The organism is Yoonia sp. (genome assembly GCF_042093035.1).
Classification (GTDB): domain Bacteria; phylum Pseudomonadota; class Alphaproteobacteria; order Rhodobacterales; family Rhodobacteraceae; genus Yoonia.
This window is the reverse complement of record NZ_JBELFI010000081.1, coordinates 1-11933: the sequence shown is the minus strand read 5'-3', so window position 1 is coordinate 11933 and position 11933 is coordinate 1. Positions and strand designations below refer to the sequence as shown.

General features: G+C 57.6%; 16 protein-coding genes and 1 pseudogene. 9 read left to right on the top strand and 8 right to left on the bottom strand.

All coding sequences use genetic code 11. The features are described 5' to 3' along the window. Window positions 1-115: 115 nt before the first annotated feature. Together ACFDSS_RS10555 and ACFDSS_RS10550 are read left to right on the top strand one after the other, a co-directional pair. Window positions 116-817 carry a COQ9 family protein gene (locus tag ACFDSS_RS10555; protein ID WP_375255707.1) on the top strand — a complete coding sequence of 234 codons (702 nt, stop codon included), beginning with the start codon at window positions 116-118 and terminating at the stop codon, window positions 815-817. A 68-nt stretch (window positions 818-885) separates the two neighbouring features. Further along, complete coding sequence (locus ACFDSS_RS10550) at window positions 886-1860, top strand: NAD(P)H-quinone oxidoreductase (RefSeq protein WP_375255706.1); 975 nt, start codon at window positions 886-888, stop codon at window positions 1858-1860. Here ACFDSS_RS10550 and ACFDSS_RS10545 read toward each other — a convergent pair. From ACFDSS_RS10545 to ACFDSS_RS10510, 8 genes and pseudogenes are all read right to left on the bottom strand, one after another. Beyond that, entirely contained in the window at window positions 1857-2564 is a 708-nt protein-coding gene (locus tag ACFDSS_RS10545; RefSeq protein ID WP_375255705.1) for an RraA family protein, read from the bottom strand. The genes ACFDSS_RS10550 and ACFDSS_RS10545 overlap by 4 nt on opposite strands. After that, the gene (locus tag ACFDSS_RS10540) at window positions 2549-3244 is read right to left on the bottom strand and encodes an alpha/beta fold hydrolase (RefSeq protein ID WP_375255704.1); all 696 of its coding nucleotides are present in this window, start codon (window positions 3242-3244) and stop codon (window positions 2549-2551) included. The genes ACFDSS_RS10545 and ACFDSS_RS10540 overlap by 16 nt, the downstream gene beginning before the upstream one ends. After that, window positions 3241-3693 (bottom strand): ribonuclease HI, encoded by a 453-nt coding sequence (rnhA, locus tag ACFDSS_RS10535; RefSeq protein WP_375255703.1) that lies wholly within the window; start codon window positions 3691-3693, stop codon window positions 3241-3243. The genes ACFDSS_RS10540 and rnhA overlap by 4 nt, the downstream gene beginning before the upstream one ends. Continuing rightward, complete coding sequence (locus ACFDSS_RS10530; protein ID WP_375255702.1) at window positions 3686-4282, bottom strand: class I SAM-dependent DNA methyltransferase; 597 nt, start codon at window positions 4280-4282, stop codon at window positions 3686-3688. Before ACFDSS_RS10530 ends, rnhA begins: the two co-directional genes overlap by 8 nt. Continuing rightward, on the bottom strand, window positions 4282-4731 hold the full coding sequence (locus ACFDSS_RS10525) for a DUF3429 domain-containing protein (protein WP_375255701.1): 450 nt from the start codon (window positions 4729-4731) through the stop codon (window positions 4282-4284). Before ACFDSS_RS10525 ends, ACFDSS_RS10530 begins: the two co-directional genes overlap by 1 nt. 8 nt (window positions 4732-4739) lie before the next feature. Next, window positions 4740-4850 (bottom strand): annotated as a pseudogene (locus ACFDSS_RS10520) (LysE family translocator); the annotation flags it as partial. Next, a complete protein-coding gene (gene ispH, locus ACFDSS_RS10515) occupies window positions 4850-5800 on the bottom strand; it encodes a 4-hydroxy-3-methylbut-2-enyl diphosphate reductase (protein WP_375255700.1) in 951 nt (316 codons plus the stop codon). The pseudogene ACFDSS_RS10520 and the gene ispH, both read right to left, overlap by 1 nt. Window positions 5801-5924: 124 nt before the next feature. Further along, a complete protein-coding gene (locus ACFDSS_RS10510; protein WP_375255699.1) occupies window positions 5925-6500 on the bottom strand; it encodes an NYN domain-containing protein in 576 nt (191 codons plus the stop codon). Between the two features lie 129 nt (window positions 6501-6629). Here ACFDSS_RS10510 and folK point away from each other — a divergent pair, with 129 nt between their 5' ends. The 7 genes from folK to acpS form a co-directional block, all read left to right on the top strand. Continuing rightward, window positions 6630-7193 carry a 2-amino-4-hydroxy-6-hydroxymethyldihydropteridine diphosphokinase gene (gene folK / locus ACFDSS_RS10505; RefSeq protein ID WP_375255698.1) on the top strand — a complete coding sequence of 188 codons (564 nt, stop codon included), beginning with the start codon at window positions 6630-6632 and terminating at the stop codon, window positions 7191-7193. Window positions 7194-7304: 111 nt separating this feature from the next. Then, complete coding sequence (rpoZ, locus tag ACFDSS_RS10500) at window positions 7305-7658, top strand: DNA-directed RNA polymerase subunit omega (RefSeq protein WP_375255697.1); 354 nt, start codon at window positions 7305-7307, stop codon at window positions 7656-7658. 40 nt (window positions 7659-7698) lie between these two features. Continuing rightward, window positions 7699-9846: a RelA/SpoT family protein gene (locus ACFDSS_RS10495; protein ID WP_375255696.1), complete on the top strand. Its 2148-nt coding sequence runs from the start codon at window positions 7699-7701 to the stop codon at window positions 9844-9846. Window positions 9847-9852: 6 nt separating this feature from the next. Then, the gene (locus ACFDSS_RS10490) at window positions 9853-10488 is read left to right on the top strand and encodes a DUF2062 domain-containing protein (protein WP_375255695.1); all 636 of its coding nucleotides are present in this window, start codon (window positions 9853-9855) and stop codon (window positions 10486-10488) included. Window positions 10489-10505: 17 nt separating this feature from the next. Then, entirely contained in the window at window positions 10506-11249 is a 744-nt protein-coding gene (locus tag ACFDSS_RS10485; protein WP_375255694.1) for a pyridoxine 5'-phosphate synthase, read from the top strand. Then, window positions 11246-11560, top strand: a complete 315-nt coding sequence (locus tag ACFDSS_RS10480; RefSeq protein ID WP_375255693.1) for a Dabb family protein — start codon at window positions 11246-11248, stop codon at window positions 11558-11560. The genes ACFDSS_RS10485 and ACFDSS_RS10480 overlap by 4 nt, the downstream gene beginning before the upstream one ends. Then, window positions 11557-11933: holo-ACP synthase (gene acpS, locus ACFDSS_RS10475; protein ID WP_375255692.1), on the top strand; the 377-nt coding region annotated here is incomplete at its 3' end. The genes ACFDSS_RS10480 and acpS, both read left to right, overlap by 4 nt.

Sequence of the window (11933 nt, the reverse complement as noted above, 5' to 3'; positions counted from 1 at the left end):
CCTGCATGTGGTTTACACCACCTTTCTAAGTTGAATTTGCAAAAATTTGCAGGAAGTGGCCAGATAGCAAAGCTGGGCTAGTTTGTCGAGTCGCAGCATGCACGAGGAGAGACAGATGTTGAATGCCCCGATTGATCCGATGTTGGACCAGCTTTTGGACGCGGCTTTGCCGCATGTGGCCTTTGACGGGTGGTCGCCCGCGACGTTCGACGCCGCTATCAAGGACGCCGGTGTGAACCCCGCTCATGCCAAGACGCTCTGCCCTCGCGGTGCCGCTGATCTCGCGATTGCTTTTCACAGGCGCGGTGATGCCGCGATGGTGGAGGCCATCAAAGCTGCCGATATGAAAGACATGCGTTTTCGTGACAAAGTCGCCCATGCCATCCGGCTGCGGATCGGTGCTGTTGATGACAAAGAGGCCGTGCGGCGTGGCACCGCGCTCTTTTCGCTGCCGCATATGGCACCGGATGGCGCGAAACTGATCTGGGGAACAGCGGATGCGATCTGGAATGCTTTGGGTGACACTTCGCGCGATGTGAACTGGTATACCAAGCGGTTGACGCTTTCGGGTGTCTATAGCTCTGTGGTGCTTTTCTGGTTGGGCGACGACAGTCTGGATATGCAGGCAACGGATGCATTCATCGACCGCCGAATTGACGACGTAATGCGTTTTGAAAAGTTCAAAGCGCAGGTGAAGGACAATGCCATGCTCAAGCCATTCTCCGCGACCTTGGCGCGTATGACGGCAGGTGTGAAGGCCCCGCCATCTGTTCCGGACGTTGATCTGCCCGGCCGCTGGCGCGAGCCAAACCCATAATCCTCCAAGGAGTTTGTCAAATCCGCCGTGATGTCGCATAGCTAATGCATCAAACAAGGACCTATGTGATGCAGGCAATCGAGATTTCCCAACCAGGTGGACCCGAAGTTTTGAAACTGGTCGACAGGCCAATGCCAGAACCGGCGCACGATCAGGTTGTCATCAAAGTCGCCTATGCGGGTGTGAACCGTCCAGACGCGCTGCAACGCGCCGGCCTTTATAACCCACCCAAGGGTGCGAGCGATCTGCCCGGTCTGGAAGCGGCGGGCGACGTTGTTGGCGTGGGTGCCGGCGTCACGTCCCCCAAATTGGGCGACCGGGTTTGCGCGCTGCTACCCGGTGGTGGCTATGCCGAATATGTGGCCACGCCAGCTGCCCATTGTCTGCCGATCCCTTCGGGGCTCAGCTTGGCGCAAGCGGCATGCCTGCCTGAGACGTTCTTTACCGTCTGGTCCAACGTTTTCATGCGCGGCGGCCTGCAAGCAGGTCAGCGGTTTTTGGTGCATGGCGGCAGCTCTGGCATCGGCACGACGGCGATCCAACTGGCCAAGGTATTCGGTGCGCGGGTCTTTGCGACGGCAGGTTCGGAGGAAAAATGCGCGGCTTGCGTCACGCTTGGTGCAGAGGCAGCCATAAATTACCGCACGCAGGATTTTGTTGAGAAAATGAAAGCGCTGGGCGGGGCGGACCTGATCCTGGATATGGTCGGAGGTCCGTATATCCAGCGCAATCTCAAGTCCCTGGCTGATGAAGGCACTTTGGTTCAAATTGCATTTCTGCAAGGGTCGAAGGCCGAATTGAACCTCGTGCAGCTGATGACAAGGCGTTTGACTGTGACAGGATCGACGTTGCGCCCGCAGTCTGATCTGGCCAAAACGCGGATCGCGGATGCGCTGCGTGCGCAGGTTTGGCCAATCATCAATGCGGGCAAGGTCGGGCCGGTGATGGATCAGGAATTCACGCTTGCTGACGCCGCAACAGCCCACGCACGCATGGAAACCAGCGCGCATATTGGCAAGATCGTTTTGAAGGTCGGTTCCTAGGTCCGCGCTTTCTCAAACGCCCGCCAAGCCGCTAGCAGCTTGTCGAGGTCAAAGTCAGGTTCGCGGGCTGGGCCAAGAATGATCTGCTCGCCTGCGAACATCTTTTCGATGGCTTCTTTCAAATGCGGGATGACCTCTGGCGGAATGACAAGGCCGCCGTGGCGATCTGCATGAACCAGGTCACCTTGATTGACAGTCATCCCCATCACGGTCACCGGTGTGCCGAGCTCGCGCACATGCACGAATGCATGGCTCGGCCCGATGGACCCCGCAACGACGGGAAAGCCTTCGGCCAGATCGCCCAAGTCGCGCATGACACCGTTGGTGAGCGCCCCATTGAGGCCGAGGCCCTTATGTACGTTGGTGTGGACCTCACCCCACCATGCGCTGACACTATGCGGGTAATCGACATCTTCAAGCACGGCGATTGCAGGGCGCGGCCCCTCTGCCATGTTTCGAAAATAATCCAGTCGCCGCGTGCGGATGACATCAGGCGCTTCGGTCGGCGGCTCACGTCCGGCGATTTTGGCGGTCCGCGCAAAGCCCACCATGGATTGGCCGGGCGCAGAGCAATGCATTGTCCCCTTCGTGAAGGCATCAAACCCACGTTTTCCTTGCGCAACTTCGATAGCGTTGCAGACAGTGGGTGTGTCCACCTGCTGGAGCAGTTCAAGCAGGTTGGCGGGAATTACTGGGTCAGCCATTTTGCCAAAGCCTCATTGGTTGTGTCGGGTTGTTCAAGCGTGGGAAGGTGCCCTGCATTTCTAATCACGGTAAGCGTAGAATGCGGGATCAGGACGTGCATGAGTTCGTGGCGATGCAGGGGGCAAAGGCTGTCGTCTTCGCCACATAGGATCAAGGTTGGCACTTTGACCGCGCGCAACGTCTGCTGCTGGTCGGGGCGGGTTTGCAGCGCGCGGGACTGGCGCACAAAAACATCCGGCCCAAGCGTTTCGGCCATTGCCATGCACAGATCAAGTATCCGCCCCTTGTTTGGGCCGTCTGTCAGGTAATTCGGCTTCATCTCATCGCGCATGACCGCGCGCAATTGACCATCGCGCACTTTGGCAATCTGCGGTTCGCGATTGGCAGCCACGGCGGGTGCCTCTGCCTTTGGGTTTGTGTCCAGCAGCGCAAGACGGGTGACCCTGTCAGGGGCTTGGCGGAACACCTCCATCGCGACGATGCCACCCATGGATAATCCTGCGAGTGCAAACTTGGGCGGAGCATGGGCCAAGACGTCTGTTGCCAATGCCTGAACTGTATCGTGGTCGTTTTGGGGAGCGACCATCACGCCGCGCTCATGTGAAAACGCGTCAATCTGCGGGCCGAAAAGCCGTGCGTCGCACATCATGCCGGGCAAGAGAACAAGCGGGTCTTTCATGGCTTGAATGGCTCCATTCCGGCACGCGCCAATTCATCGGCCTTTTCGTTTTCCGGGTGCCCGGCATGTCCCTTCACCCATTCCCATGTCACCTCATGGCGGGCGGTCGCGTCGTCGAGCCGGCGCCAAAGATCTTCATTTTTCACAGGTTTCTTGGCGGCGGTTTTCCAACCGCGCGCTTTCCAGCCGTGGATCCACTGGGTGATCCCGTCTTTGACATAGGAGCTGTCGGTAACAATCGTCAGTGCCGTGCCTCTGTCGAGAGTTTCGAGTGCGGTGATTGCGGCCAGCAACTCCATGCGGTTGTTGGTGGTCTCTGCTTCCCCCCCGCTCAATTCACGGGTTTTCAAGACCTTTTCACCATCACGCGCGATCAACAGGGCCCCCCAGCCACCTGGCCCCGGATTGCCAGAGCAGGCGCCATCAGTGTAGGCGAACAATTCAGCCATTTCTGCGCCCGCGCATAATCACAAACGGGTCAACCGTGCCTGCCATCCCCCGGTCCGCACCTTCATGGGTGTGGATGATCTCAAAACCAGCGTTTGTGAGAAGCCCCTGAAGTTCCGCCACCGTCACATAAGTGTAGAGCCGGTCAATTGCGTCGCGGTTGCTGCCATCGCCCGTTTTCATGCCCACATGCAGAATGCCGTTAGGCTTGGTCGCGGTTGCAATCGCCTTGAAGTGACGCGGCAGGTCGGCGCGGGGGGCGTGGAGCAGGCTAAAATTGGCCCAGATACCGTCATAGACATCGCTGCCGCTGATATCGTCAAAAGTGCCAAGTCGTGCAGGCAGGCCAAAGCGGTCCTTGGCCAGCGCGATCATGCCTTCGGAGGCGTCCATCGGGTCAGGGTCCATCCCGGCGTCGCGCATATGCGAGGACGCGGCACCCGGACCACAACCAAGATCAAGCACCCGTGCCGCTTCCGGCAGCAAGTCGATGAAGTCCTGCAACGTTCGGTCAGGACCATCACTGCTAAACGTGTCCGCGTATTGCGCGGCTTTTTTGTTGTAGGTGGTGATTGTCTTTGCGTCAGTCATCAATACACCAGTGGTAGCAACGATATGATGACAATTGCGGTCAGTAAGACACGCAGTTTCATCCACCAAGGCGGTGCGAGGCCGAGCCGCCAAAAGTGCCAATCCAGCATCAGCAATCCTAGAAACCCGACGATCAGGTTCATCCCTGCGGTTGTTGGCCCGCCGCCTGTCATGAAGAAGGCCCAAAGTGCGGGGATTACCGATAATGTGTAGCCTGCCGTCGCCGTTCGCCCCGTCGCTTTGGTTGCAAATCCCCAAAGGACGCCGGACATGAAAGACAGGATCACCGCGCCATAATAGAGCTGTACATAAGGGCCGTTGAACCGTCCGCCGAGGTTCATCTGACCCCAGAGCGCGGCTGACGGCACCATGTTGGTCAATGCGCCCCAGATAAACGGGATCAACCCCGCAAGACCAAGAACAAGGGCAGAACGTGATATCTGGTTCATGCTTTCGCAACCACTGCGCGCCGCCCTTGACCCAAACCAAGCGCCAGCGTGTAGATCCCGCCGGTACCGGGGGCGACGCAAACCACGATCGCGGCCAGTAGAAATTGCAGGCGTGTCATCAGGCGTGTTCCCTGAGGACACGGGGCACTTTGAATGCGACGTTTTCCTCTGCTGTGACCACCATCTCAACCGTCGTATCAAAGCGGTCTTTGAAGGCATCAATCACTTCGGCGATCAGGACTTCCGGGGCAGAGGCGCCAGCGGTGATCCCCATAGTGGTAATCCCCTCAAGCGCGCGCCAATCAATGTCGGCGGCCCGCTGCACAAGCTGCGCATAGTCGCAGCCCGCACGTGCGCCAACCTCGACCAGACGCTTGGAATTGGATGAGTTCGGCGCCCCAACAACAAGCATCGCATCGCATTGCGGCGCCATCGCCTTGACGGCCTCCTGGCGGTTGGTGGTCGCGTAACAGATGTCTTCTTTATGGGGGCCGACGATTTGCGGGAAGCGGTCAAAAAGCGCGGCAACGATATCCGCGGTGTCATCGACCGACAGAGTGGTCTGTGTCACAAAGGCAAGCTTTCCCGGATCGCGGACCGCGACTTTGGCCACGTCTGCAACGGTTTCGACCAGTAGCACCTCGCCTTCCGGCAACTGGCCCATGGTGCCAACGGTTTCCGGATGGCCGGCGTGACCGATCATAATCATTTGCAGGCCGTTGTCGGAATGGCGTTGCGCTTCGATATGGACCTTGCTGACAAGCGGGCAGGTCGCATCCACATAAATCATCTTGCGTTTGGCGGCTGTTGCGGGCACCGCCTTGGGCACGCCATGCGCAGAGAAGATCACGGGCCGGTCATCGGGGCATTCGTCCAGCTCTTCGACAAAGATGGCGCCTTGGTCGCGCAGGCTGTCGACCACGTATTTGTTGTGCACGATCTCATGGCGCACATAGACCGGCGCGCCCCATTTTTCGAGCGCCATTTCGACGATCTTGATGGCGCGATCAACGCCCGCACAAAAACCGCGTGGGGCGGCAAGATATAGTGTCAATGGTGGTTTGGTCATCACATGCTCCGGCTGTCATACCAGAGGTAAGCGTTTGATGCGGGCAGGTCCAGTATCAGATGCGGGAGATACGGGCCAACAGGGGCAAGGCAGGCCTGTCACGCCTCGCCCCTATGGACTGCTTTCAAGCGTCTTGGGTAACATCATCCGGCGCCACTTCGACGCGCGGTTCGCGTGTCGGGCGGCCGACAACATCGCGCAACTCGTCCAGCTCGATGAAATTATCAGCCTGACGGCGCAGTTCATCCGCAATCATTGGCGGCTGGCTGCGAATCGTTGACACGACCGACACCCGCACACCGCGACGTTGCAGCGCTTCGACCAGCGGACGGAAATCGCCATCGCCGGAAAACAACACCGCATGATCGATATGGGGGGCAAGCTCCATGGCATCGACGGTCAATTCGATATCCATGTTCCCCTTCACCTTCCGGCGACCCATGCTGTCGGTATATTCCTTGGCCGGTTTGGTCACCATTGAGAAGCCGTTGTAATTTAACCAATCCACCAAAGGCCGGATCGGAGAATATTCGTCATTCTCCAACAGGGCCGTGTAGTAAAATGCCCGAAGCATCTTTCCGCGACGCATGAATTCCTGCCGCAGCAGTTTGTAATCGATGTCAAACCCGAGCGACTTAGACGCCGCATAAAGATTTGATCCATCGATAAAGAGCGCCAAGCGCTCATCCCGATAAAACATTAATTGTCCTTCCAAACAATTTTAGATGCATGGTGCGTCCCGTGAGTCATAATGATGAAGAACCATGCAAGAATTTCATTTATGTTATGAATCGGTACAGTGTGGCAAGATGAACAAATGGATAGGTCGGTGCGAAATTGTCTAATCGCCTTTGGCAGCAATGAATTTTCTGTTCAGGGTGACGCTAGGTCAACCGTTGAATGGGCGGTTAAAAAGCTGGCGCAGCGCGCAGGAGCAACCTCAGATTGCAGCAGGCTCTATGCCACACCCGCATTTCCCGCAGGGTCCGGCCCCGATTATGTTAACGCTGTCATTGCGATCAACACCCAGATGCAACCCGGGGCCCTGCTCGCAGGATTGCACCGGATCGAGGCCGCTGCCGGACGTGAAAGGCAGGTCCGTTGGGGGCAGCGAACGCTGGACATTGATCTGATTGCCTATGGTGACACTGTTGCACCGGACCTTGCCCGCTACAATTTCTGGCGCAACTTGCCACTGGAGGCACAGACAAAGCGCGCCCCGCAGGAGCTGATCTTGCCGCATCCACGGATGCAGGACCGGGCGTTTGTGCTGGTCCCGCTCTGCGATGTGGCACCTGATTGGGTGCATCCTGTTCTGGGGCAGACGGCGCAGGCGCTTTGTAACGCTTTGCCCGCCGCAGACAGGGCTGCTGTCGTACCGATCGCGGTTTAGAAACACCATTGTTTTTGTACGCTGTGGCGCTTGAGAAGCCCTTGTCAATTCGCGCCAAAGCCTCTAAGTAGCGGGCTTCCGAAGTCCCTCTTGACCCACTGGAGTACGCTCATGGCCCGCGTCACCGTAGAAGATTGCGTCGATAAAGTTCCTAACCGTTTCGAGCTTGTGATGCTTGCCGCCCATCGTGCGCGTGAAGTGTCTGCCGGTGCGCCGATCACTGTGGCACGTGACAACGACAAAAACCCTGTCGTTTCCTTGCGCGAAATTGCTGAGGAAACACAGCAGGCAGACGATCTGCGTGAGCGCATGATCGAGGCGAACCAGACCCAGATCGAAGTTGATGAGCCGGAAGAAGACAGCATGTCCTTGCTGATGGGTGCAGAGCCCGACAAGCCAGCGGATGATGATATGTCAGAAGAGAAATTGCTGCGCGCATTGATGGATGCGCAAGGGCAGCGTTAAGGTCGGTTCACCGGCCTGACACCGATAGGTGCGGGACCAGATGACAGCAGATGAACTGATCGCACTGGTCCGCACCTACAACCCCAATTCAAATCAGGTTTTGATGCGCGATGCCTATGCCTTTGGTGCGGACATGCACGAGGGGCAATTCCGGCATTCGGGTGAGCCATACTTCACGCATCCTGTCGCCGTTGCGGGTATCCTTGCCGAGCAGCAGATGGATGACGCGACGCTCATCACCGCGCTGTTGCATGACACCATTGAGGATACCAAGGCCTCTTTTGTCGAGGTGGAAAAGCGCTTCGGTCGCGAGATTGCGGAATTGGTTGACGGGGTGACGAAGCTGACCAATTTGCAGCTGAACTCCACCCAGACCAAACAGGCCGAGAATTTTCGCAAGCTCTTTATGGCGACGTCCCGCGACCTGCGTGTGACATTGGTGAAGTTGGCCGACCGTTTGCACAACATGCGCACGATCAAGTCCATGCGCCCCGAAAAGCAAGCCCAGAAGGCCCGTGAGACAATGGAAATCTTCGCACCCCTTGCTGGTCGCATGGGGATGCAATGGATGCGTGAAGAGCTGGAGGACCTGTCCTTCCGTGTGCTTAATCCCGAGGGCCGCAATTCGATTATTCGCCGTTTCATCACCTTGCAGCGTGAAACCGGTGACGTCCTGCAAAAGATTACCGCAGATATGCGGGTCGAGATGGAAAAGGCCAATATCTCCGCAGAGGTCATGGGCCGGGCCAAGAAACCCTATTCGATTTGGCGCAAAATGCAGGAAAAGGATCAGGGTTTCAGCCGCTTGTCTGACATCTACGGCTTCCGCGTGATCGTGGCGACAGAGGCCGATTGCTACCGTGCGCTTGGCGCGATCCACCAGCGTTGGCGCGCGGTTCCCGGGCGCTTCAAGGATTATATCAGCCAGCCGAAAACAAACGGCTACCGTTCTATTCATACGACGGTATCAGGCCGCGATGGCAAGCAGGTCGAAGTGCAAATTCGCACCCGCGAGATGCATGAAGTTGCTGAAACAGGTGTCGCCGCACATTGGTCCTACAAGAACGGGGAACGCGTCGAAAACCGCTTTGCCGTTGATCCCGTGCAGTGGATATCGTCTTTGACCGAGCGCTTGGACGACGATCAGGACCATGCTGAATTTCTCGAAGCAGTGAAGCTTGAGATGTATCAAGACCAGGTGTTCTGCTTCACCCCCAAAGGGGACGTGATAAAGCTGCCACGGGGTGCCACGCCGATTGACTTCGCTTTTGCGATCCACACCCGGATAGGTTCTGCCTGTGTCGGGGCCAAGGTCGATGGGCTGCGTGTGCCGCTCTGGACGCGGCTGAAGAATGGCCAATCGGTTGAGGTCATTACCGCCGAAGGCCAAACCCCGCAAGCCACCTGGATTGATATTGCCGTAACAGGGCGCGCAAAAACCGCCATCCGCCGGTCATTGCGCGAAGAAGACCGGGAACGCTTCGTGCGCCTGGGTCGCGAATTGGCCCGTGTCGCCTTTGAAAACGTCGGCAAAAGAGCCACCGACAAAGCGCTGCGCACCGCAGCCAAGGCGCTGGCGATCGACAGCGTCGAAGAGCTTCTCGCGCGGTTGGGCAGCGCTGAAACGACAGGGCGCACTGTCGTCACCGCGATCTATCCCGAACTTGCCGATCATGAAGGTGAAGAGATTGAGCAAGCGCGCGCGGTCGTCGGCCTCAGCCCCGATCAGGTGCAGCATCGCGGCTCTTGCTGTCAGCCGGTGCCGGGTGAGCGGATTTTGGGCATTACGTTTCGCGGGCAAGGCGTTGTTGTCCATGCCGTCGATTGTGAGGCATTGGCCGATTATGAGGACCAACCGGAGCGCTGGATTGACCTGCATTGGCAGGACGGCCAGCACGCCGCAACCAACACGGTCACCTTTGATGCGACGATTGCCAACGACTCTGGTGTATTGGGACGAATTTGCACATTGATCGGCGAGCAGAACGCCAATATCTCTGATCTGAGATTCATTGATCGCAAACCAGATTATTTTAGATTGTTGATAGATGTCGATTTGCGCGATGCCGAACATCTGCATCGCGTCCAGACAGCACTTGAGGCGGAGAGCAATGTTTCGTCCATCACCCGCCACCGGGATCCGGGGCTGGCGGCATTAGGCGCGGGACCGGTCCGCAAAGAAGGGTGATGCCCGTTGATATTCAAACGCAGGGATAGGCGGGCGATCGGACGGATCGTGCTGGACTTCGTCTATCCACGTGGCGGTTGGGCGCGGGCTTTTGAGTATGTCAAACTCCGTGTGCGCCGTTTGCCGGACACGCCTGAGAAGATCAGTCGCGGCATTTGGGCCGGTGTCTTCGTTTGCTTTACACCAATGTTCGGTCTGCATTTTGTGTTTGCCGCAATCATCGCGCGCCTGCTACGCGGAAATATTCTTGCGGCGTTGATGGCCACTTTCTTTGGAAATCCAATCACTTTCCCCGCAATTGGCTATGTGTCGCTCAAGCTTGGGATCTGGATGCTGGATGTGCCACAGGACAAGGTCGCGGGCTTCGGTGAAAAATTCGCCGCCGCCAGCTTTGACGTCTGGCACAACATCCGGGCGGTTTTTACACCTGAGAGCTTCAATTGGCGCGGGATGCAGGTGTTCTATGACGATGTGTTCTTTCCTTACCTTGTTGGCGGCATACTTCCGGGGGTGGTGACAGCGACGATTGCGTATTATCTGTCCGTACCCGTGATCCGGGCCTATCAGATGCGCCGCAAGAAGATATTGCGCACGAAGCTGGAACAATTGAATAAGAAGCCGTCGCCCCGCGATGAGCACTGAAGAACAAGGATAGAGTGATGACAGGCAAGCTGCGCCTTGGTGTGAATATCGATCACGTGGCAACTGTGCGGAATGCGCGTGGTGGTGCTGTGCCTGATCCTGTGCGTGCTGCCGTTATTGCCCAAGATGCTGGCGCTGACGGCATAACCGCGCATTTGCGTGAAGATCGCCGTCATATCTCGGATGCCGATATCGAAAGACTGATGGAGGCCCTGAAGGGTCCGCTGAATTTTGAGATGGCCGCCACAGCGGAAATGCAGGCGATTGCTTTGCGCCATAAGCCCCATGCAGTCTGCATCGTCCCCGAAAAGCGTGAGGAACGCACAACGGAAGGTGGCTTGGAAGTGGCGCGCGAGGAAAACGCGCTGGCCCATTACATCGCTCCGTTGCGCGACGCGGGATGTCGTGTCTCGATCTTCATTGCGGCTGACCGACGCCAGATCGAAGCCGCGAACCGCATCGGTGCAGAGGTGATTGAACTTCATACAGGTGCATATTGTGACGCGCATGCGGACGGCCGATTTGATGCGCGCGATGAAGAATTGCGCAAGCTGACGGACATGGCCGCCTTTGCCCATGATCTGGGGCTTGAAGTCCACGCGGGCCATGGCCTGACTTATGATTGCGTTTCGCCCGTCGCCGCCTTGCCGCAGGTGATTGAGCTCAACATCGGTCATTTCATCATCGGGGAGGCGATCTTTCGCGGCCTTGGCCCTGCGATCACTGAAATGCGCCGCATCATGGACGAGGCGCGTGCGTGATCCGTCACATCGTTCTTTTGGACCTGCCGGATGGGCACAATGCTGCGGAGCTTGCCGCGATCATGCAGGGGTTGGCGGAATTGCAAGACAATCTGGAAGGTTTCATGGGTTTCGCGCATGGCCCAAACCGTGATATTGAAGCGATGTCGGCCAATTGCGTCTATGCGTTCACCTGCGACTTTGTCGACGAAGCAACATCACGGATCTATCTGGACAACGCCCAACACAAGACACTTGGCGCGCGACTTGTGGCGCTCTGTCGCGGTGGCGCGAAGGGCATTTGCGTTGTTGATATGGACGGGACGACATGATCTTGGGCGTCGGAACTGACCTTGCGAATATTGAACGCATTGCAGGCACGCTGGCACGCTTTGGTGATCGTTTTCGCAACCGCGTCTTTACTGATATCGAACAGGCAAAGGCGGAACGTCGCGCGGACGTCGCAGGGACCTACGCCAAACGCTGGGCCGCAAAAGAGGCGTGTTCAAAGGCGCTGGGAACAGGGTTGCGTATGGGCATTTCGTGGAAAGACATGGCCGTATCCAATTTGCGCAGCGGCCAGCCCGTGATGACGGTGACAGGATGGGCCAAGACGCGGCTCGATGAAATGACACCTGCGGGCCATGAGGCGATCATTCACGTTACTTTGACCGACGATCACCCTTGGGCACAGGCATTTGTGGT

Excerpts from the sequence above, each read along its gene's own strand:
- rpoZ (WP_375255697.1), top strand. The coding sequence starts at position 7,305 with ATGGCCCGCGTCACCGTAGAAGATTGCGTCGATAAAGTTCCTAACCGT.
- ACFDSS_RS10485 (WP_375255694.1), top strand. The coding sequence starts at position 10,506 with ATGACAGGCAAGCTGCGCCTTGGTGTGAATATCGATCACGTGGCAACT.
- rnhA (WP_375255703.1), bottom strand. The coding sequence starts at position 3,693 with ATGGCTGAATTGTTCGCCTACACTGATGGCGCCTGCTCTGGCAATCCG.
- ACFDSS_RS10555 (WP_375255707.1), top strand. The coding sequence starts at position 116 with ATGTTGAATGCCCCGATTGATCCGATGTTGGACCAGCTTTTGGACGCG.
- ACFDSS_RS10525 (WP_375255701.1), bottom strand. The coding sequence starts at position 4,731 with ATGAACCAGATATCACGTTCTGCCCTTGTTCTTGGTCTTGCGGGGTTG.
- ACFDSS_RS10540 (WP_375255704.1), bottom strand. The coding sequence starts at position 3,244 with ATGAAAGACCCGCTTGTTCTCTTGCCCGGCATGATGTGCGACGCACGG.
- ACFDSS_RS10545 (WP_375255705.1), bottom strand. The coding sequence starts at position 2,564 with ATGGCTGACCCAGTAATTCCCGCCAACCTGCTTGAACTGCTCCAGCAG.
- ispH (WP_375255700.1), bottom strand. The coding sequence starts at position 5,800 with ATGACCAAACCACCATTGACACTATATCTTGCCGCCCCACGCGGTTTT.
- ACFDSS_RS10510 (WP_375255699.1), bottom strand. The coding sequence starts at position 6,500 with ATGTTTTATCGGGATGAGCGCTTGGCGCTCTTTATCGATGGATCAAAT.
- ACFDSS_RS10495 (WP_375255696.1), top strand. The coding sequence starts at position 7,699 with ATGACAGCAGATGAACTGATCGCACTGGTCCGCACCTACAACCCCAAT.
- ACFDSS_RS10530 (WP_375255702.1), bottom strand. The coding sequence starts at position 4,282 with ATGACTGACGCAAAGACAATCACCACCTACAACAAAAAAGCCGCGCAA.
- ACFDSS_RS10550 (WP_375255706.1), top strand. The coding sequence starts at position 886 with ATGCAGGCAATCGAGATTTCCCAACCAGGTGGACCCGAAGTTTTGAAA.